Raw genomic sequence first — 19,772 nt, 5'->3', positions numbered from 1 at the left:
GAATGAAGGAGTCGTGGAATGCGTGAGTATGATGGTGTTGAGGTGCGTTATCGCAGGCCCGATGCTGATTTAGCCAAAAGCTTACAAGTGATTGAAAATCTATTGGGCTTTGCCCCCGAGCCGCAGCAGTTAGACTTTGATTTATCCTTTTGGGCGGGCGGTGCTGGGGTATACGATAAGTTGGCGATCTCCTGCAATGTCACGCCCGACCAGCGGCAACGACTACAACAAAAACTGGATTTATATTCTCCTGAAGATGCCGTAGCACGGGACTATTGGTGTGATGACTTTATTTGGTTAGTCGCCGACGATGAAGAATGCCGTGATATTTTGGCGGCTTCGGTGCAGTTTATTAACGACAATAAAGCTGCCTTCCAAGAAACTTGTCTTGAATCCCATACCATTTATTTTAGCTATATGAGCGACGTGAACGGCTGGACCGCCGTATGGGAGCTAGGCGGCCGCATCAATTATGCCTATTTTTGTCAGGGTTAAGATCTGCCAAGGTTAATCCGTATCAGTGCTAAACGCTTGTGTCGCTACCAAGGCAGTTCTACCCCATCGTAGGCCAAAAATGTTCCTGTTTGAGTTGGGGTGGCATTGGCAATAATACCCACTAAACACTGGGCAACATACTCTGGTGTAAACAATTTATCTTTGGGCACACTCTGCTGAAAAGGTTTGGATAATGGTGTATCCGTGGTGCCGGGATGCAGTGACAGCACCACGCAGTGTTTGATGCTTCTTTGCCATTCAATCGATAACGTTTTGAGGAACATATTCAGCGCCGCTTTGGAGGCGCGATAGCTGTACCAACCACCTAATCTGTTATCGCTAATGCTGCCGACTCTCGCCGAAATCACCGCAAATCTTGCTGAGTTACTTTGTTTTAAGGCATGGCTGAAGTGTTTTGCCAGCAGCATGCTGGGAAGGGTATTTAGCTTGATATTATCTAGGAAAAAATCCCCATCGAGGGTCTGTAAGCTTTTTTCTGGTCCCTTATCCTCGGTGTGCAGCATGCCAATACAATTGATTAGCCAATCTAATTGGGGAATGTTTTGACTCAGTTGCTTAATTTCCTCCTCAAGGGTGATATCCAACTGATGCCAGATAACGCAATCGTCTCGCCCAGTATCTGGCCTATGATGTTTATAGGTCGCATGAATTGTGGCCTCGGGATAGGTTTCGCCAAGCTTATTGACCATCGCTTGACCTATACCACCGCTGCCGCCCAGTACTAGAATATGCATGGCTTTTCTCCTCAATACTCAGTCGTTATAGCCGTTCAAGTTGCGCTAGATGCTGTTCCGCAGTGGCCAAAATTGCCTGTTTAACCGACTTCTCAGTGTTATCCCAAGTGCGGTACAGCATGGCGATGCGTGGATTATGGGTGAGCTGCGCGCGGTGTTTATCCATAAAGCGCCAATACAGGCTGTTCAATGGGCAGGCTGATTCGCCGCTACGTTCTTTTATCTTGTAATGACAACTGCCGCAGTAATCACTCATTTTATTGATATAACTGCCGCTTGCGGCATAGGGTTTAGTGCCGACAATACCGCCATCGGCGAATAGCGCCATGCCGCGAGTGTTGGGCATTTCGACCCATTCAATCGCATCCACATACACGCCTAAGTACCATTTATCCACTTCATCGGGGGCGATTTCGGTCAATAAACAGAAGTTGCCAATCACCATTAAGCGTTGAATATGATGGGCATAGGCAAAATCCAGTGACTGAGATAAGGCGTGGTGCAGGCAATTCATTCGAGTCTTGCCATGCCAAAAGTAGTCGGGCAGCTTGCGCGTGGCCTCGAGGGCATTAATGCTGGCGTACTTTGGCATATTCGCCCAATAGATGCCGCGCACATATTCACGCCAGCCGAGGATTTGCCGAACAAAGCCTTCGACCTGGGCTATCTCAATAAAAGGGTTGGCATGATAGTGCTCAATCACCGCATTGATCACTTCTAATGGGCTGATAAGTTTAGCGTTTAGGCTAAAGGACAGCCGACTGTGATACAGGCTCCACTGCGCTGGATGTTGCTGGGTCATCGCATCTTGAAAGCGGCCAAATGCGGGTAGGCAGTATTCACAAAAATACTGAAGTAATTCGAGGCTTTGCGCGCGGTTTATCGGCCAGAGTAAATGCGTATCCGCCTTGCCCATAGTATTAATCCCATGGCGTTGAAGGCGAGCGAGAATATCTTGTACATTGTGGCCAAACATCAAGGGTGTAGGTAAAGATTTGATATCTTGGGATTTAAGTTTTTGCCTGTTGTTGACATCAAAATTCCACTGTCCGCCAACGGGCTTGACATCCGTCATTAAGATATTGAATCTTTTGCGCATTCGCCGATAAAAATGCTCCATCAGCCTGTGTTGCCCTTGGGGAAATTCCCTATCAATCTCGTCAAAGGGGAATAAAAAGTGCTCAGTATCGACGCAATTCACAACGGCATTGGCCAACTTCAACTGGCTTAATTGCGCGAGGAGTCGATATTCGTCAGGCCGTTGATATTCAAACTTAATCGCCCCCGTTTCGGCGACATAGTATTGGAGTAAGGCATTAAGATCGGCAAAGTCTTGGGTATCGTCGAGGGTGAGGTAACGCACTTGATGCCCCGCAGCGCCAAGCTCGCTGGCAAACTGCGCCATGGCACTAAAGAACGCACAGATCTTTTGCACATGGTGCGTCACATAGGTATTTTCTTGATGCAATTCTGCGATTAAATACAGCACCTTAGGGTCGACTTGCTGATACCAAGTATGCTCGGCATTAAGCTGATCGCCCAAAATCAGCCTAACCGTATGGAAGTGCTGTAATTGCTGCTGTAATTGCATTAAGTGGACTCTGGTGAATGATTGTCGCGGTTACACATTTCGCGATGATATATTGCTGAACGTTACGGATAGCAGCACTGTGAGGATCACAAGGTAGGGTATTTGTCGGGATTCCGACAATAAGGTTTATTTGTAAACTTCGTTTATTGCGTTTAAAAGGCTTTAAAAGCAAAGTCAAAGTCAACGTCGTGGGGCTTCACCCCCTGATTTTTTTATAAAGAGTCGACCAAGGAGAGCTGCTCGTCCTATCCTCCTTGCCTATTGTTTTCACATCAGCCAAGACGCCCCCAGCGGAGTTGAAAGCCCCTTGTGCATTAAGCGTTCTAATGCTATCGCGTCAGACGCTCGTCCCTGATTCGACTGACGATATCTCGGCATCTGATAGGCAGGATGCCTGAATGTCGTGAAGTGCATGGATGCACGAGAACGACCATGCCTCGCTCACGCAACGACCGCAAATGCCCTGCGGCAACTCCGAGGGGAGGTGAACTCCTTCAGCTTTTGCGTTGTTTGCAAGTCATACAAAGCAAACCGAGTAATGCTTACTGCCACATTTAGAAATTTAACAATGGGTGGCTCGTTAAATTGAAGCTCGCTGGCAAACTGCGCCATGGCGCTGAAAAACGCACAAATTTTTTGCACATGGTGCGTCACATAAGTGTTTTCTTGATGCAATTCTGCGATTAAATACAGCACCTTAGGGTCGACTTGCTGATACCAAGTATGCTCGGCGTTAAGCTGATCGCCTAAAATCAGCCTGACCGTATGGAAGTGCTGTAATTGCTGCTGTGATTGCTGCCGTAATTGCATTAGGTGGACTCTGGTGGATGACTGTCGCGGTTACATATTTTGCGATGGGATATTGCTGAACATTACGGATTGCAGCACTGTGAGGATCACAAGGCGGGGTATTTGTCGGGATTTCGACAATAAGGTTTACCTAAGCTCGGTTTGATTGCTTTTTAAAAGCAAAGTCAAAGTCGTGGGGCTTCACCCCACACCCGACCAAGGAGGACTGCTCGTCCTATCCTCCTTGGATGCTCCAAGACGCCCCAACGGAGTTGAAAACCCCTTGGGCATTAAGCGTTCTAATGCTATCGCGTCAGACGCTCGTCCCTGATTCGACTGACGCTATCTCGGCATCCATGCCTCGCTCACGCAACGAACGCAAATGCCCTGCGGCAACTCCGAGGGGATGGTGAACTCCTGTGCTCTCGGCGTTGGCTTTTAATCCCCAATAGATCAATGCCTGTCTAATATTTGCTCTGAACAGTTATTTAGTTGAAGGAGCTGAAAAATACAAAAAGATATGTCCTAATATTTCTGTAAAACATAATTTTTTTAATAATTTAGCTTATTTTTATGTCTCAGCTTAAGCCCTTCAACGTATGATAACTTTCATTGAAGCTATTTTAAGCAGAGTAGGTTGTAGACAAGCTGAAAGTGCATTATGTTGTTGAACTAAAATGGATGGCTAGATTTTTTTAGGCATTGTAGCGTCAGCTGAAATTTCGTAACAATCGGCTGCAGGGCGACCTATTTTCTGCGGCTACACCGCGATAAACTGGCACGTGTGACCCTGATGTTACGTTTACAATCAGAGGCTTGGAGAATTATGGAAGTAAAAGTTGGAGAAAGTACATCGGTAGATGAATCTCTTTGGCGCTACATGTCGCTCGATAAATTGATTAATTTGTTAGAAACCAATCAATTATATTTCACGGCCTTGGAAAGCTATAATGAAAGCGATCCATTTGAGGGCTATATGCCAGATGTTGCCGCCAAAGCCTATGCTGAAATATTTGGTTCTGAAGTTAGTGAGTTAAAAAAGGCTTATGAGTCGCTAAAACAAATAGATGCAACTCAAAATAACCCTAAACTTGATGACTTGAGAGATGGTATAGAGAAACTTAGTTCTCTCATGCAATTAGCTTTCCATAAAATCTCAAAAGGAATAACTGTAAACTGTTGGCACAGCAATCGCGTTGAATCTGAAGCAATGTGGAAATTGTATTCAGACGGTGGTAAAGGTATAGCGGTAAAGACATCAGTACAGCGTCTACACAGTGCTTTAAAAGATCAAGTTTTTGGCAAAAAAATTCAAATCGGTAAGGTAAAATATCTCGACTTTTCAGATACAAACCTAACACCAAAATGTTGGAGGGCGTTCAAAATTCTGTGTCAGGCTAATTTTTAAATTTCTAGCACGCTATCTAAACGTCCTTCAAAATAAATCGCTAACTGAGATAAACAAAGGCTCCAATTGTGGATTGGCATGGTCCATTTATCTGAGGCGTTTAATATGCCTGCGTAAAGTAGCTTCAACAAGCTATTTTCATTAGGAAATGCACCTTTGGTTTTGGTGAGCTTTCTAAATTGGCGATGTACAGCCTCAACCGCATTGGTCGTGTAAATCACTTTCCTGATATGTTCTGGGTACTTAAAATAATGGGACAAATTATGCCATTTGCGACGCCAAGAGTTGATTACCAACGGATAAGCATCACCCCATTTGGCCTCCAGTTCGTCCAATGCCATCTCTGCGGCTTCTTTACTCACGGCTCGATACACAGGCTTTAAATCAGCCATAAACGCTTTCTGATTTTTTGAGGCGACATACTTCATTGAGTTGCGGATCTGGTGGATAACGCATAGCTGTGTTTCCGTATGAGGGAAGATACTGGCTATGGCCTCAGGGAAACCGGTCAAGCCGTCAACACAGGCGATAAGAATATCTTTTACACCACGATTATTAAGATCGGTCAGTACGGATAGCCAGTAATTAGCGCCTTCATTTTCGGACAAGTGAAGCCCCAAAATTTCCTTTTTTCCTTTCATATTAAGCGCTAACAATGTGTAAACGGCTTTACTGACGTAACGCCCATCCTCTTTGACTTTATAATGTATCGCATCAAGCCAAACGATAGGATAATGGCTATCTAATGGGCGCTGTTGCCACGCTTTAAGTTCGGGGATGAGTTTGTCAGTGATAGCACTGACTGTTGCGTTAGACACATTGAGCCCATACATATCTTCAACATGTTGATTAATATCGCGATAGCTCATACCTATACTGAACATCGATAACACTTTACGTTCGATTTCATCGGTTAGTGTAGTTTGATTTTTCTTAATCAACTGAGGCTCAAAGGTGCCATTGCGGTCTCTAGGCGCGTCTAACTCAAAGTTACCGGACGGATGCTTAATGGTCTTAGGGGTTTTGCCATTTTTACGATTAGGCTGAGGATCATGCGCTAAATGCTGCTCAAGCTCAGCTTGGAGAGCCGCTTCAGTGAGTTGCTTGATCAGTGGGCCAAGAATGCTGTCTTTACCTGTGAGGCTTTTACCTGATTGCAGATCTTTAAGGGCTTGTTCGAAGTTAAAAGGTTGGGTCATATGTCATTCCTGTTTTTGAATATTTTACTGAAATGACACAGAATTATGAACACTACCAAATGTTGTGTTGTTGATGGTCATATTAGTCCTCTAATTAAACGTTCATCATTTAGTCACGAAAATGAGCTTAGATGTTTTATTGTTAACCAATTACCTCCTGATAATATTGAGAATTATCGTCCAAGTGCAGATAGTGTTCCTGTTGATTTAAATGAGTTAATAGAAGCCGTCTACATCTCTCCGTTTGCAAAGGAGCCTTTCATTTCAAGTGTTTTTGCGATATGTCATAAATACGGGATCGGAGATAAAGTTATAAAGTCCACTTTACTGGATAGTAGTGGTTTCCTGTCAAAGCTAAGTGACTGGTAAACCTAACCAGTTTATCTAGACATCCATTGTTAAATTTAGCAATACCGATGACACACTGATGTTACAGAAGTTCACCTTCCCCTGCGAAGTTGCCGCGGGGCGTTGGAATAAATTGCGTGAGTCCGGTCATGGATGACCGGCTAGCTTTCGCAGGTGCAGGGACGCATCCTTCGGAAGCGATAGCAATTTATCCATAAGACCAAGGCTAGTAATCAATGCATGTAACTTCGCTAGGGGCGGCAAGGGAGATCCAAGAGGGAATTGCTGTTGATCCCCTCTTGGTCGGGTGTGGGGTGAAGCCCCACGACTTTAATTCGATTAGTTGTACTTTATATTCATCGCGATCAGGGGTTCGCGTGAGGCCTTTTCTGCTCGTAGGCGTGCTAAGTACTTTTCCCATAATTCCACTTGGTGAGTGGCAAGATCATAAAGCACTTGCCAGGAGAATAGGCCTGTATCGTGGCCATCGTCGAAGACGATTTTAACTGCGTAGTTACCTACGGGTTCGATGCGGGTGATATTGACGTTTTTCTTGTGGGTGACCAGCTTAGGATTACCGTGACCATGCACTTCGGCGGAGGGGGAATAGACGCGTAACATCTCACAGGTGAGCTGATATTGCTCGCCGTTATCGAAGCTGATTTCTAAAATGCGCGATTTACGCTTGAGCTTAAGATCGGTGACATTGGGTGTGCTAGTGGTCATAGTGGGCGCCAAGAAAATACGGGGAATGGACAAGCTGTAACATAACAATTTGTGGCTAAGGTTACAAAGTGTAAGCCTTAGCCACTGTCACAATTTCGAACTTGTCTCCGCCATATGTGCATGGCGGATGTTGTGTGCTAATCGCTTAGAGGATAAAGCGGCTTAAGTCTTCGTCTTGAACCAGATTATCTAAGTGAGCACTCACATAATCGGCATCAATCACAAATGAGCTGCCAGACTTGTCAGAAGCCTCATAGGAGATATCTTCCATCAGCTTTTCCATCACGGTATGCAGACGACGGGCACCAATGTTTTCGGTGCGCTCGTTCACTTGCCATGCCGCCTTGGCAATGCTCTCAATGCCTGATTCGGTAAACTCAATAATCACACCTTCGGTCGCCATCAGTGCGATATATTGTTCTGTCAGTGAAGCGTGTGGCTCAGTTAAAATGCGTTTAAAATCATCGGCTGTAAGCGCATCTAGCTCAACGCGGATCGGTAAACGGCCTTGTAGCTCAGGGATTAAATCCGATGGTTTCGACATCTGGAATGCGCCCGAGGCGATAAACAGAATATGGTCGGTTTTCACCATGCCGTGTTTAGTGGTTACCGTGCAGCCTTCGACTAAAGGTAATAGGTCGCGCTGTACCCCTTCGCGAGAAACGTCTGGGCCTGAGGTTTCGCCACGCTTACAGATTTTGTCGATTTCGTCGAGGAACACGATACCGTTTTGCTCAACCAATTCAATGGCTTGCTCTTTTAAATCTTCTTGATTTACCAGCTTAGCCGCTTCTTCTTCGATCAACAGCTTAAAGGCTTCTTTGATCTTCATCTTGCGACGTTTGGCCGGTGCTTGGCCCATGTTTTTAAACAGGCTTTGCAGTTGGTTGGTCATTTCTTCCATGCCAGGTGGCGACATGATTTCAATACCAATTTGCGGCTGTGCCACGTCGATATCGATTTCTTTGTCATCTAATTGGCTTTCGCGCAGCTTCTTGCGGAAGATTTGACGGGTATTGGAGTTGCTGTCGCTGTCGTCCCAGTCGTTTTTCGGCTTAGGCAGCAGGGCATCAAGAATGCGCTCTTCAGCGTGTTCTTCTGCGCGTTGGCGGCATTTGCCCATTTGCTGCTCGCGGGTCAGCTTGATGGCGATGTCGGTTAAATCACGGATGATTTGCTCGACTTCTTTACCCACGTAACCCACTTCGGTGAACTTAGTGGCTTCAACCTTGATAAATGGCGCGTTGGCGAGTTTGGCTAAGCGGCGGGCTATTTCAGTTTTACCTACGCCCGTTGGGCCAATCATCAGAATGTTTTTTGGGGTGACTTCTTGACGGAAGTCGGCATCCAGTTGCATGCGGCGCCAGCGGTTACGTAGGGCGACGGCAACGGAGCGCTTGGCCTTTTTCTGGCCAATGATATGTGCATCCAGCTCGTGGACAATCTCACGGGGGGTCATTTCAGACATAATATTCCTCACGCCCTGTTAGTAATTGAGTTCTTCAATCGTTTTGAATTGGTTGGTAAATACGCAAATGTCACCGGCAATCGTCAGCGACTTTTCTGCAATTTCCAGCGCCGATAATTCGGTATTTTGCAGCAGTGCCAGTGCCGCCGCTTGGGCATAGTTTCCGCCCGAGCCAATCGCGACTAAATCATGCTCCGGCTGCACTACATCGCCGTTACCTGTGATGATAAGTGAGGCTTCGGCATCGGCGACCACTAGCATGGCCTCGAGTTTGCGCAGCATTCGGTCGGTACGCCAATCTTTGGCCAGTTCAACGGCCGAGCGTAATAGGTGACCTTGGTGCATTTCGAGTTTGGACTCAAAACGCTCAAATAGGGTAAAGGCGTCGGCGGTGCCGCCTGCAAAACCTGCCAATACTTTGTTGTGATACAAGCGACGCACTTTTTTGGCGTTACCTTTCATCACGGTATTGCCTAGGGAGACTTGGCCATCGCCAGCGATGACAACTTGGTTATTACGGCGTACTGATACGATAGTGGTCACAATGAATCCTCTTCTCTTGCCCGCAATGAAAATCCTGCGGTGGATGATGGACTAAATATGGGGATGGATAGCCAGAATTCAAGTTATTGCAGAAAAAGCCAATGGGGTTTGCGAGTTTTCGCACTTTTTTGGTTGCCAAAATAAGTGCTTACTGGGGAGGGGCTGCTTCAGTCTTGCCACTACTGAAGCGTCCGCTGATACGCAAAGACTGCCGTTGGCGCTATTTCGGCAGTCTCGGTTTTACCTTAGGCGATCACGAGGTTTTTAGTAGGCTAATGGCTGCGGGAATACTATCAATACCACATTCCTGTAAGGTCTGATTGATGCCCTCGGCAAATTTCGCTTTATGCTGGCGCACAACGCTATAAAGCTGAAAACACAGCACGATATCGCTTTCTGTCAGTCCATTATTTTTAAATGCCATGGCAGATAAGTAACAGCGGATCATAAAGCAATCTATCACGAGCAAGCGAAATGCCATCCAAGGCTGCTGCGAATGAATCATGGGGAAATGCTCATGGTAAAGCGAATATAAAATATAACGGTCAAATAAATCCTGATAATTGCTCAACGCGGGCAAGGCTTTTTCTTCCCACGCTTTATTTAAATGGTCAATTTGATATTGATTACCCTCATTACACAACAAACCAATTGCTTCATTAAGCGAGGTAAAGCGAGGCTTTAAACTTCTTGAGTGGAGTTTACATAATTGATCGTGTATCGACACAAAAGCATGGGTTTGGGGCTGTGGTGTATAGGGTATTTTTTGATATTGTGCAGTGATTTCCTTGGTTTGAGCCAGCAAGATTAATTGTTCAAAACGCTGATCTATCTGTGCGATGGGAAGGGCATTTTGCCTCACTTGGTCACTGACTTTTACCAATAATCCTATGGCCATGAGTGCCTGTTGCCAATCCACGCCCATATTTATTAATAGATCCAAACTGTAATCGTAGGTTTTTTCTAACCATGCAGGATTGGCTGCAGTTGGACGTTTTGCGCCACCGCTCTTTGCCTCAAATTGAAATGCATTGGCGTCAAATAGCACCAGACGAGCAGCTTCTGGGCATGATAGCGATAAACTTTCATATTTGGTGGTTGCGATAACATTGTTAATACGGGGGTAGGTTTTACAGGTATGACTTAAGGCTGTTTCACCCGCCGCGGCATGGATGGCACACAACTGCTGCTCGTTTACAAATGGGCAGGTGCCATTGGCGTTAAGTTTGATTTGCGCCCACTGATTAGCATCGGTTTTGGTTTCAATAAATGCCTCTTTGGCGAGAGAGGCGAGTTTGGGATGGTTAAGGGTATTTTTATAACTCTTTTTGTCAAAAATGATGGTCCAGTCATGGCAGCAACTGTCTTCACATGCGGAGCCTATACAACTGAATTGTGAAGCGTAGCCTGGTGTAACAATGAGATTATTCATTGGCGTTTATTCATCTGAGTGTTCCATAAACAAAAAGGTAACAAATCTGCGGGATTAAGGCCAATCTTTGGTGAGTTTGACGGCCGTATCAGATAGGTGACCCTTGGTGTCAGCTAGCAACGAAAATGCTGCGGTGGAAAGCGAAGCCGCTATCGGAATGCTTAGCCAAAATTCACATTATTGCGCAAAAAACACTGGGAGTTGAGGATTTAGCTCCCAGCGGCTAATGCAGATGCGCTTGGTGTTAAGGCGCTGATAAGGTGGAGCGACCGACAACCGTGCGGCCATCGAAGGGATAGTATTTTAGATCCCAATTCTCGCTGCCAAGGCGGCGATCATCCGACACGTAGTTAAAATAACAATAAGTGTTTGGGTCGCTAATGGCGCCGCCGCTGTACCAATAGACAATATCGACATTGGGCGTGGTTTGCCAATCAAAATGGTTAGCTAGCACAGTGCCTTGATTATCTAATAAGGATTGCCACAATTCACCGCAGTAAGCGCCTTGTAACTGGGTGCCTTGGGTGCTGCTTTGGTCAGTATCTTCACCCAGTGGAAACCCTGTGGTGGTGGAGTCCAGTTTACCATCGCCATAACAGGCGAGATCTTGGGTATAACCCGAGTGTCCGCCAGCAAGCCAGCAACTGTGATACAGCTTTACGCCAGAGGTAAAAGCAGCAAAGGCGGCCTTGGCTCTGGCATCGTGGGCGTCTTGGCTGAGATTCATAAAGCGCGGCGCTGCTACCACGGCCAAAACCCCTAAGATGATAATCACCACCACCAGTTCGATTAAGGTAAATCCTTTAGATGTCTGTAAACGGCTCATATTACTGACCTGTTGCTAAGATAGTCGTATTCTAACTTAACTTTGAAGAATGATCATTAAGCTATTGATAGTGTTTAAAATTGCAACTTTATTTTTACATTTGTCACCTGCTGAATTAGTTCGTGTCTTAGATCATTGGGTGATGAATGCGCAGGGATGAATGGCTTAAATAAAAAATCCCCGAGAACACTGGCCGAACTCGGGGGAAGGTTCAAAAGCAGTGGATCTTTAATGCCTACGGGACATAAAGGAGAGAACCTGAGCTGAGTGTGGCTGTGAATGGCGTTAGACACAAAGCTTATGATGCAAACTGCGACAGCTTGTCGCAGGTGCTCAGTTGATTGCTGTTGGTTAATCGATTGCAGGCAACAGATAAGCTAAGTGTCTATGCCTTGAATCGGTTAACTGGCTCTCAATCGTTTCATCTTTTGAGGTTTATTGGATTACTCCGGTAAGAGTGTATTTAGGTGGGCTAAGTGCTGTACTAATTCTGCCATATTACTGACTTCGAGCTTTTTCATGATCTTAGCGCGGTGCACTTCAATGGTTCTTAAGGATAAATACATGGCCTCGGAGATCTGCTTGTTGGTCATACCTTGAACCACATGGGCTAACACTTGTTGTTCACGGTCGGTCAGTTGGGCAAATTTATGCTGCAGACTCTGTTGCTCAAAGCTGGCTTGGCTTTCTTTATGCGCTTTTTTAATGGCTTGTACTAGGGCTTTGCCAGATACCGGCTTTTGAAAAAAATCGCATGCACCCTTACGAAAGGCGCTTAATGCCATGGGCAAATCACCGTGCCCCGTGAGAAAGATAACTCCCAATGGGCTTTGGGTTTCAAGTAGTTTTTGCTGCACTTCTTGGCCGGTGATCTCCGGCATTCGGCTATCTAAAATCACGCAGCCAGCCTGTGTTAACGGACATTGGGCTAAAAAATCCCGTCCACTGCTAAAGGTTTGTACTTGGTAACCAAATTGCCTGAGCATAAACCCTAAGGAGTCGAGAATCGCTTCATCATCATCGACTAAATACAGTGGCAGCATGGTGGACATGGTTTTCCTTTTTGTAGTGAGACTCTCTATTAGCTTAAGCTTGGCGTGTAGTTGGCTCAATTTTAAGCCTATGTCTTGGGAGGTGTATCACTAAATTAGCCAAATCATATGGGGTGAATGCCAGAGTTTGGCGCTATTCACAGCATCATTTTTGCCTAGCGGGTAAAGTGCTCCTAATACAAAAGCATACAGGCTATAGCAATGGCAACTTGGTGTAAGACAATACTTGTGAGCTGTATATTGAGCATGATTATGCTTAATTTGTCCTATGCCGATGAAGACCTTCCCGTTCATGAATTTAAAGTAGGGGTGCTGGCAAATCACGGGGTGTTGCAGGCAAAGCAACGCTGGCAACCTATGATGGATTACTTGAGTGAAAATGTTCCCAATAGCCGCTTTGAAGTGGTGCCTTTGGATTTCGATGGCATGCGCAGCCAGTTACTCAGCAATGAGTTGCAATTTATTGTGACAAACCCTGGGCAATATCTGCACTTAAGTAATAACTTTCCACTGTCTTGGCTTGCGACTATGAAAAGCCGCAAACATCAAGGCAGTACTTTTACCATTGGCGCAACCATTATTGTGCGCGCCGATAGTCCTATCCGCAGCTTGCAGGATTTACGGGGTAAGAATGTGGTTGCTAGCGATCCGCAGGCGCTCGGTGGCTATCAAGCGGCGATGGGATTGCTGCATAAAATGGGTTATTTACCGGAGCAATTCTTTGGCCAAGTGCGATTTTTAGGGTTCCCCCTCGCACCGCTGATCTATCAAGTGCGAGATGGCAGTGCCGATGCGGCCATTGCGCCTTTTTGTACCCTAGAGGAAATGATTGAAACTGGGCTTATCAATAAGGCGGACTATCGGGTAATCCACCCAACTAACCCGCCTGGATATGATTGTGAGGTCAGTACGCAGCTCTACCCTAATTGGTCATTTGCAGCGGCGGATACGGTTTCACCATGGATCACCATGCAAATCACCCGCGCTTTGTTTGATTTGCCCGCCGACCATGTGGCAGCGATTACCGCCGATACCTTAGGCTGGACAGCGCCAGTAAGCCAATTAAAGGTAATTGAATTATTTAAAGAATTACAACTGCAAGGTGCATCACCGCCGCTATATCAAACCGTGTATAAATGGATGGAGAAAAACAAAGAGTGGGGCGGGGTATTACTGCTGATCTTTATTGTGTCGACCATCTATCACCTGTGGCTCGAATATAAATTTCGCCAAAAAAGCGAGTTTTTAGTCAGCACTGAGCGGCAATTAAAAGACAAGGCATTGCAGCTTGAACGCTTGCAAAGTGCGGCGATCCTTGGGGAAATTGGCGCAGGTCTGGCCCATGAATTAAATCAACCGATTGCGGCGATAACTCAATACAGTGAGGGCGCTATGATACAGCTGGAAAGACTCGGGCACGATAATCCAGAACTCTATGATATTTTGGGCAAAATCAATGCGCAGTCGATTCGAGCTGGCGCAGTTGTGCACCGTATCCGCGGTTTGCTTAAACGCCGTCAAGCGAAGGCTGAGTCGTTGAATGTGACGCTAGTCGTCAAAGAAGCCTTAGCCTTATTACGCCGCGAGTTAGATCGCGCCGGAGTACAAGTCACTGTAGAAGTTGAAGGTCATCCCTACGAATTGATGGGCGACAACGTTGGCTTAAGCCAAATGTGGGTCAATTTGGTGAAAAATAGTCTCGATGCCCTAGAAGCCTGCAAGGATAACCGTTCGCGCCAACTAAGGATTGAGATTTATTATCTACCGAATGAAATCAAAGTATTAGTCATCGATAACGGCGAAGGATTACAGGGGCAAGCGAGCGAATTAATGGCCTCTTTTGCCTCCACCAAAGATACTGGGCTCGGCTTGGGCTTAGCGATTTGTAAAGATGTGGTCAGCCGTCACCACGGCAGTATTGAAATTGAAAACTGCAAGCAATCGACACAAACGCCATTGCCTTGGCAGCAAGGCTGTGTGGTGACGGTGATATTACCTCGGGGCTAGAATGAATCGCCGCAGAGTTTTTAAGTATCTATCTTCAGTTGCGGGTGCAAGCCGCTTTTTATCTGGCCCTGTTAACCCTTAAGGCGCTGGATATTCTTGGCTAAATTGCTGCAGTTTTTGCGCTAAAAACTCAATGGTGCGGCGAATTTTATGGCTAGGGTAATCGGTTTGTAGATAAACCAGTTGCAGGGGGATAGGTGGGGCGATTTTATCGGCTAATACTAGCTTGAGTCTGCCTTCGGTAACATCCTGCGCCACATCGAGCCAGCTTTTATAGGCGATGCCACGGCCATCTAGCGCCCAGTCGCGGATCACGGCGCCATCATTGCAGAAGCGTTTTCCTCTCACTTCAATTTCTACGGCTTCACCATTATGGCTGAATTTCCACTTCTGCCACGGCTCGCCGCCACGGTTGAGGATCAACACTGAGTGCTGACTCAGCTCGTTCAGTGTTAGCGGCTCACCATATTGAGCAAGATACGCGGGAGAGGCGACGAGCACCCTTGGGGTCATCGACAGTTGGCGCCGCTTTAGATTGGAATCTTCAAGCTGGCCATAGCGCAGGGCTAAATGGATATTTTGATCGATGAGATCCGTCATATGGTCGCCAAAGTACAGCTGAATCGACAATTCTGGCGCGCTATCCATTAATTCGTCTAACCAATAGCGGATCCGGCTGCGGCCAATATCCGAGGGCAGGGCGAGGCGCACTTCGCCTTTAAGCTCGCCCCTATGCTCGGCCAAATTGGCGGAAGCGGTTTCGAGTAACGCAAGTGCTGGCTTGGCAGCATCGAGAAATATTCGGCCTTCTTCCGTGAGCTGCAACCGCCGAGTTGAGCGCGCAAACAGCTGACAACCTAACTTTTTTTCAAGCCGTTGCAGTGCCGCGCTCGCGGCGGCGGGTGTCATGCCGACTTCTTTACTGGCGGCGGAGAGGCTTTCTAGCGCAGCGATACGCAAGGCAAGTTGCAGATCGTTTATATGATACATATCAAATTATTTTTGAAAATGATTTAAATAATAGGCTAATTATCAATATAGATTAACTAATGCACAATTGCACTCAGATATTCAATCATCATTTATGGTTCGGGAGTGTATATGAGTGTATTTACCGCATATGAGTCAGGGGCGCTGACTTTGCAAAATCGTATCGTGATGGCGCCGATGACACGGGCGCGTACCACGCAACCGGGTAATATTCCCAACGACTTAATGGTGCAATATTATGCCCAGCGTTCGTCGGCAGGGCTGATTATTACCGAAGCGACCCAAATTTCTAACGACAGCCAAGGCTATTCTTTTACCCCCGGCGTTTATACCGAGGCACAAATTGACGGCTGGAAAAAAGTCACCGCAGCAGTGCATGAAGCGGGTGGCAAAATCTTTAATCAAATCTGGCATGTGGGCCGGGTTTCCCATCCGATTTTTCAGCAAGGCAATGCGCCGATTGCGCCTTCGGCTATAGCGCCCGTCGGCACCAAGGTGTGGATTGTCGATGAGGCACATCCCGAAGGACAGATGGTGGATTGCCCTGAGCCGAGGGAAATGACCCAAGCCGATATTGACCGCGTGGTGGCCGACTTTGCCAAGGCAGGTGCTAATGCGATTGCTGCAGGTTTTGATGGCATCGAAATCCATGGTGGCAATGGTTATCTCATTGACCAATTCCTGCGGACTAATTCTAACCATAGAACCGACGCCTATGGCGGCTCGCCCGAGAAGCGTATTCGGTTTTTATTGGAAGTCGTTGAAGCGGTAAGTGCCCAGATTGGCGCCGATAAAGTGGGCGTTCGCCTTGCACCCTATGTGACCTTTAAGGATATGGCTTGTCCTGAAATAGTGGAGACGATTCTGTTAGCCGCCAAGCAGTTATCGGCTTTTGGGGTAGCGTATCTGCACTTATCTGAGGCTGATTGGGATGATGCGCCGCAAATCCCCGAATCCTTCAGAATCGAGTTACGTAACGTCTTTAAGGGCAGCATTATTGTGGCGGGTCGCTACGATGTCGAACGTGCTAATGATGTGATTGAAAAAGGCTATGCCGACTTAGTGGCCTTTGGTCGTGCTTTTATCGCCAACCCTGATCTGCCCTATCGATTAGCTAATCAATTGCCCTTATCCCCCTTTGATAAGGGGCCATTATTTGGCGGCAGCGCTGCGGGCTATACCGATTACCCAAGCTACCAAGCGGCACTGCGCGCCGTCATCCGCTCCAGCGATGATGAGGTAGCATAATGCAAAACCGTATTGATTGCCCTGTTTCTCCGTGGATAAAAGTGGGTTTATTAAGTTCAGGGTTACTCGGCTTAGCACTTTTAGGCTTTGCAATTGCCGGCCTCAGCATGACGGTTTTTGCCGCTCAAGGTAACTCAACTCAGGCGAGTGTCGATGTGAAAACAGCCTTAAGCCCTAAGGTGACGGCAATGGAGCTGATCAGTGATGGCTCACCACAGGCGCAATCCATTGCTCGTGCAGCCCTGTTATATGCCAGCTTTTGGGATACCGGTGACCCTAGATTTGCCCACTGGGCATTAGCGACAGGTTTTATTGACCGCACTCTGCCCCAAGGCCGAGCTCAAGGGATTAGCGGACCGCTTGAAGCCTCTAAAACCTTTAGGGTGGCAGTGCCTGATCTCTCGGTGACCGTTGAGCATTTACTGGTGGTAGGCGATCACGCCGTAGTACGCCTCCGCTTTAATGGCCACTTTACGGGAGTCTTTGGTGAGCAACGTGGTCAAGGGCAAAAAATCGATTTTCGGGCGGTAGATATGTACCGCGTACGTGAGGGGTTTATTACCGATAACTGGCACCTTGAGGATTATCAAACATTGTTTACCCAACTCGCCTCAAAGGCCGTGACAGCAGGAGCGAAGTCATGAATCAACGTCGACAATTTTTAAAGACCAGTTTACAGGCGGGCGGCGCTTTTATTGCAGGGGTAGGGCTAAGCCAGTCTGCATTTTCAATGGGAGTTTCGGGCTTAGTGACACTCGATGATAAGACACAAACTTCGGTAGGAGGCAGTATGAATAACCGTTTTTGGCCTAATGGCGAGCAACTGGTGATCTCGATATCCATGCAGTTTGAGGCTGGCGCGCAGGATAAAAACGCTGAAGGGCCATTTCCACCAATGGAGCAGGGTTATCCGGATACCATTACCCCCAGTTGGTACGACTACGGGATGAATGAGGGAATACCGCGTTTGCTGCGTTTATGGCGTAAGCACCACATTCAGGTGACATCCCATATGGTGGGCCGCGCTGCTGAGTTACATCCACAACTTGCCAAACAAGTCGCGGATGAAGGCCATGAGATTGCTGGCCATGGACAAACATGGACGCCACAATTCAGCATGTCGCCAGCGCAGGAGCGCGCCTCTTATATTGAGAGTATCAACACCTTAGAGAAGATCACCGGCCAGCGTCCCATTGGGTTTAATGCGTTTTGGATGCGCCATAGCACCCAAACCTTAAATATCCTGCAGGACCTAGGCTTTATCTATCATATTGATGACTTATCGCGGGATGAACCGTCGATTACTCCGGTACAAGGTAAGCCATTTGCCGTGGTGCCTTATACCTTGCGTAACAATGATATAGGTCGCTTTGGTGGTAACACTGCGATGACTGCCGCCGACTTTTTACAGGAGCTTAAAGATGAATTCGATATGCTCTATCAAGAAGGCGTATCCCAGCGGCGGATGATGTCGATTAGTGTGCACGATAGAATTGGTGGCACGCCAGGTCTTGCCAATGCCTTAGACAAGTTTATTCAATACGCGAAAGAACACTCAAAAGTGGGTTTTATGCGTAAGGATGCGATAGCTAAATGGGCGCTGGCGCAAAAGGATACGCCAACCAATCCTGCGAGAACATTTTAAGGGATAAAAACACAGCGCATGGATGTGCTGTGTTTCTTACTTTCTTGCAGATATTGGCGCTTAACGCATCGCGAGCATGGCCCAAGTGCGGCGACCTTGCTCTAGAATAATCCCCACGGCAAGCCCAGCCGCGGCGTTAATGGCAAGGCAGGTCACTGCGGTAGATAAGATTACAAAGATACAGAAGGGCTTGCCGTCGATCAGGCGTTTTGACCAGGCTAATTGCAATCCGCCAATCGAAAGTAAGCTGCCGAGAATCGCTACAGGAATAAGCCCGAGCAACCACGCCATTTGGCTATCCCAAAACAGGGCGATGACAAGACAAGTGCCGCCAAAAATCAGTGGCGCAAGGTGAGTTCGGGCGCCAAAGTGATACTGCACTGCCAGCCCTCCCGCACCGTGACACATGGCTGCAGCGCCAAAAGGCGCGAGTAATAGATTCGCCAGCCCAGAACTAATCGCTAAGTTTTTAGGGGTAAGTTTGGCGGCATCTTCAGGGAATTTTTCCTGCGCCATCACCGAGGTTGCAATCACCGCATTGGTTAAGGTGAGTGCCAGTTGCGGTAACACCAGCAAAATCGCGGCCGAACTCCATTCATTTAATGTCGGCCAAGCCAGATGTAAAGATGCACTCAAGGCGGGAATGCTCAGACTGGTAGCCATATCGGTTTGGCTATTGGCTTGCCAGATCATGCCTGCTGCGATAACGAGTGGCATGGCAAGGTAGCGTAATGGCAAGAATTTACTCGCAAATAGCAAGGCAAACGCGCCGAGTCCGAGCAACCAAAAATCGCTCATCATCTTAGCGCCCATCCACATCAATTGCAGACCAATCGCCAATTGAATCCCCACACTGACGGCTTGGGATAATTGCTTGGCAAGCCAAGTGATGGCGCCGCTAAAGGCCAAGATTAACAGGATAATGCCCATCAACATGGCGCTAGCCTGCAACATGCCTGGGGTTAAGCCTTGGGCGATAACGAGGGCGGCGATGACTTTCATGGGTTGGACTGGCATAGGGCGGCGGTAAAATAACGCACTTAATATCGCGAATACGCCAAAGCCTAAAAATATCCCTTGGGGTGAAAACTGATTCAGGGCGATAAGCCCTAACACTAGCGGTAAAAACGTGCCTAAGTCAGCAAAGGCGCCACTGGTTTCACCGAGTACACGGTTTAGCGGTTGAGTCGTAAAATGGGTTGGGGTTTTGCCCGCGGTCATAGAGGTTACCACAATTGAACATAGCCTCA

The 19,772-nt window shown here is 47.2% G+C and carries 18 protein-coding genes and 1 pseudogene; 7 read left to right on the top strand and 12 right to left on the bottom strand.

Translation table 11 applies throughout. The features are described from left to right. Positions 1-18: 18 nt before the first annotated feature. On the top strand, positions 19-495 hold the full coding sequence (locus SO_RS19325) for a hypothetical protein (protein WP_011073861.1): 477 nt from the start codon (positions 19-21) through the stop codon (positions 493-495). Positions 496-539: 44 nt separating this feature from the next. Here SO_RS19325 and SO_RS19320 read toward each other — a convergent pair whose 3' ends face one another. The 3 genes and pseudogenes from SO_RS19320 to SO_RS19310 all read right to left on the bottom strand — a co-directional run. Next, positions 540-1,250, bottom strand: a complete 711-nt coding sequence (locus tag SO_RS19320; protein ID WP_011073860.1) for an SDR family oxidoreductase — start codon at positions 1,248-1,250, stop codon at positions 540-542. 25 nt (positions 1,251-1,275) lie between these two features. Continuing rightward, positions 1,276-2,841 carry a cryptochrome/photolyase family protein gene (locus SO_RS19315; RefSeq protein WP_011073859.1) on the bottom strand — a complete coding sequence of 522 codons (1,566 nt, stop codon included), beginning with the start codon at positions 2,839-2,841 and terminating at the stop codon, positions 1,276-1,278. Between the two features lie 588 nt (positions 2,842-3,429). Beyond that, positions 3,430-3,651 (bottom strand): annotated as a pseudogene (locus SO_RS19310) (cryptochrome/photolyase family protein); the annotation flags it as partial. 805 nt (positions 3,652-4,456) lie between these two features. Between SO_RS19310 and SO_RS19300 the strand changes: the two are divergent. Continuing rightward, on the top strand, positions 4,457-5,038 hold the full coding sequence (locus SO_RS19300) for a hypothetical protein (protein ID WP_164925783.1): 582 nt from the start codon (positions 4,457-4,459) through the stop codon (positions 5,036-5,038). Here SO_RS19300 and SO_RS19295 read toward each other — a convergent pair. Continuing rightward, positions 5,035-6,237, bottom strand: coding sequence for an IS256-like element ISSod4 family transposase (locus SO_RS19295; protein WP_005054087.1), 1,203 nt, complete (start codon positions 6,235-6,237; stop codon positions 5,035-5,037). The genes SO_RS19300 and SO_RS19295 overlap by 4 nt on opposite strands. Positions 6,238-6,282: 45 nt before the next feature. Between SO_RS19295 and SO_RS19290 the strand changes: the two genes are divergently transcribed. Next, positions 6,283-6,606, top strand: a complete 324-nt coding sequence (locus SO_RS19290; RefSeq protein ID WP_164925782.1) for a hypothetical protein — start codon at positions 6,283-6,285, stop codon at positions 6,604-6,606. Between the two features lie 318 nt (positions 6,607-6,924). Here SO_RS19290 and SO_RS19285 read toward each other — a convergent pair whose 3' ends face one another. The 6 genes from SO_RS19285 to SO_RS19260 form a co-directional block, all read right to left on the bottom strand. Continuing rightward, complete coding sequence (locus SO_RS19285; RefSeq protein ID WP_011073858.1) at positions 6,925-7,311, bottom strand: gamma-butyrobetaine hydroxylase family protein; 387 nt, start codon at positions 7,309-7,311, stop codon at positions 6,925-6,927. 145 nt (positions 7,312-7,456) lie between these two features. Next, entirely contained in the window at positions 7,457-8,779 is a 1,323-nt protein-coding gene (hslU, locus tag SO_RS19280) for an ATP-dependent protease ATPase subunit HslU (RefSeq protein WP_011073857.1), read from the bottom strand. 18 nt (positions 8,780-8,797) lie between these two features. Then, on the bottom strand, positions 8,798-9,322 hold the full coding sequence (gene hslV, locus SO_RS19275) for an ATP-dependent protease subunit HslV (RefSeq protein ID WP_011073856.1): 525 nt from the start codon (positions 9,320-9,322) through the stop codon (positions 8,798-8,800). A gap of 253 nt (positions 9,323-9,575) precedes the next feature. Next, a complete protein-coding gene (gene fliB / locus SO_RS19270) occupies positions 9,576-10,754 on the bottom strand; it encodes a flagellin lysine-N-methylase (protein WP_011073855.1) in 1,179 nt (392 codons plus the stop codon). Positions 10,755-10,998: 244 nt separating this feature from the next. Continuing rightward, positions 10,999-11,580, bottom strand: coding sequence for a type II secretion system protein (locus tag SO_RS19265; protein ID WP_011073854.1), 582 nt, complete (start codon positions 11,578-11,580; stop codon positions 10,999-11,001). Positions 11,581-12,023: 443 nt separating this feature from the next. Next, positions 12,024-12,632: a response regulator transcription factor gene (locus SO_RS19260; RefSeq protein ID WP_011073853.1), complete on the bottom strand. Its 609-nt coding sequence runs from the start codon at positions 12,630-12,632 to the stop codon at positions 12,024-12,026. A 201-nt stretch (positions 12,633-12,833) separates the two neighbouring features. Here SO_RS19260 and SO_RS19255 point away from each other — a divergent pair, with 201 nt between their 5' ends. Next, positions 12,834-14,639, top strand: coding sequence for a sensor histidine kinase (locus SO_RS19255; RefSeq protein WP_011073852.1), 1,806 nt, complete (start codon positions 12,834-12,836; stop codon positions 14,637-14,639). Between the two features lie 78 nt (positions 14,640-14,717). Here the strand turns inward: SO_RS19255 and SO_RS19250 are convergent, their stop codons facing one another. Continuing rightward, the gene (locus tag SO_RS19250) at positions 14,718-15,629 is read right to left on the bottom strand and encodes a LysR family transcriptional regulator (protein WP_011073851.1); all 912 of its coding nucleotides are present in this window, start codon (positions 15,627-15,629) and stop codon (positions 14,718-14,720) included. 111 nt (positions 15,630-15,740) lie between these two features. Between SO_RS19250 and SO_RS19245 the strand changes: the two genes are divergently transcribed. From SO_RS19245 to SO_RS19235, 3 genes are read left to right on the top strand one after another with little or no spacing between them, the layout of a single operon-like run. Then, entirely contained in the window at positions 15,741-16,877 is a 1,137-nt protein-coding gene (locus SO_RS19245) for an alkene reductase (protein ID WP_011073850.1), read from the top strand. Then, a complete protein-coding gene (locus SO_RS19240; protein WP_011073849.1) occupies positions 16,877-17,521 on the top strand; it encodes an ester cyclase in 645 nt (214 codons plus the stop codon). Before SO_RS19245 ends, SO_RS19240 begins: the two co-directional genes overlap by 1 nt. Then, positions 17,518-18,522: a polysaccharide deacetylase family protein gene (locus SO_RS19235; RefSeq protein ID WP_011073848.1), complete on the top strand. Its 1,005-nt coding sequence runs from the start codon at positions 17,518-17,520 to the stop codon at positions 18,520-18,522. Before SO_RS19240 ends, SO_RS19235 begins: the two co-directional genes overlap by 4 nt. A gap of 60 nt (positions 18,523-18,582) precedes the next feature. On the opposite strand, the gene SO_RS19230 is transcribed toward SO_RS19235, so the two are convergent. After that, entirely contained in the window at positions 18,583-19,743 is a 1,161-nt protein-coding gene (locus SO_RS19230) for a putative sulfate/molybdate transporter (RefSeq protein ID WP_164925781.1), read from the bottom strand. Between the last annotated feature and the right edge of the window lie 29 nt (positions 19,744-19,772).

Origin of the sequence: Shewanella oneidensis MR-1 (assembly GCF_000146165.2) — a bacterium.
GTDB lineage: Bacteria > Pseudomonadota > Gammaproteobacteria > Enterobacterales > Shewanellaceae > Shewanella > Shewanella oneidensis.
This window is presented reverse-complemented; position numbering and strand designations above follow the sequence as displayed.

What these genes read in the sequence shown, in the direction of transcription:
- SO_RS19325 (WP_011073861.1), top strand. Translation starts at nt 19, where the DNA reads ATGCGTGAGTATGATGGTGTTGAGGTGCGTTATCGCAGGCCCGATGCT.
- SO_RS19320 (WP_011073860.1), bottom strand. Translation starts at nt 1,250, where the DNA reads ATGCATATTCTAGTACTGGGCGGCAGCGGTGGTATAGGTCAAGCGATG.
- SO_RS19315 (WP_011073859.1), bottom strand. Translation starts at nt 2,841, where the DNA reads ATGCAATTACAGCAGCAATTACAGCACTTCCATACGGTTAGGCTGATT.
- SO_RS19300 (WP_164925783.1), top strand. Translation starts at nt 4,457, where the DNA reads ATGGAAGTAAAAGTTGGAGAAAGTACATCGGTAGATGAATCTCTTTGG.
- SO_RS19295 (WP_005054087.1), bottom strand. Translation starts at nt 6,237, where the DNA reads ATGACCCAACCTTTTAACTTCGAACAAGCCCTTAAAGATCTGCAATCA.
- SO_RS19290 (WP_164925782.1), top strand. Translation starts at nt 6,283, where the DNA reads ATGAACACTACCAAATGTTGTGTTGTTGATGGTCATATTAGTCCTCTA.
- SO_RS19285 (WP_011073858.1), bottom strand. Translation starts at nt 7,311, where the DNA reads ATGACCACTAGCACACCCAATGTCACCGATCTTAAGCTCAAGCGTAAA.
- hslU (WP_011073857.1), bottom strand. Translation starts at nt 8,779, where the DNA reads ATGTCTGAAATGACCCCCCGTGAGATTGTCCACGAGCTGGATGCACAT.
- fliB (WP_011073855.1), bottom strand. Translation starts at nt 10,754, where the DNA reads ATGAATAATCTCATTGTTACACCAGGCTACGCTTCACAATTCAGTTGT.
- SO_RS19265 (WP_011073854.1), bottom strand. Translation starts at nt 11,580, where the DNA reads ATGAGCCGTTTACAGACATCTAAAGGATTTACCTTAATCGAACTGGTG.
- SO_RS19260 (WP_011073853.1), bottom strand. Translation starts at nt 12,632, where the DNA reads ATGTCCACCATGCTGCCACTGTATTTAGTCGATGATGATGAAGCGATT.
- SO_RS19255 (WP_011073852.1), top strand. Translation starts at nt 12,834, where the DNA reads ATGGCAACTTGGTGTAAGACAATACTTGTGAGCTGTATATTGAGCATG.
- SO_RS19250 (WP_011073851.1), bottom strand. Translation starts at nt 15,629, where the DNA reads ATGTATCATATAAACGATCTGCAACTTGCCTTGCGTATCGCTGCGCTA.
- SO_RS19245 (WP_011073850.1), top strand. Translation starts at nt 15,741, where the DNA reads ATGAGTGTATTTACCGCATATGAGTCAGGGGCGCTGACTTTGCAAAAT.
- SO_RS19240 (WP_011073849.1), top strand. Translation starts at nt 16,877, where the DNA reads ATGCAAAACCGTATTGATTGCCCTGTTTCTCCGTGGATAAAAGTGGGT.
- SO_RS19235 (WP_011073848.1), top strand. Translation starts at nt 17,518, where the DNA reads ATGAATCAACGTCGACAATTTTTAAAGACCAGTTTACAGGCGGGCGGC.
- SO_RS19230 (WP_164925781.1), bottom strand. Translation starts at nt 19,743, where the DNA reads ATGACCGCGGGCAAAACCCCAACCCATTTTACGACTCAACCGCTAAAC.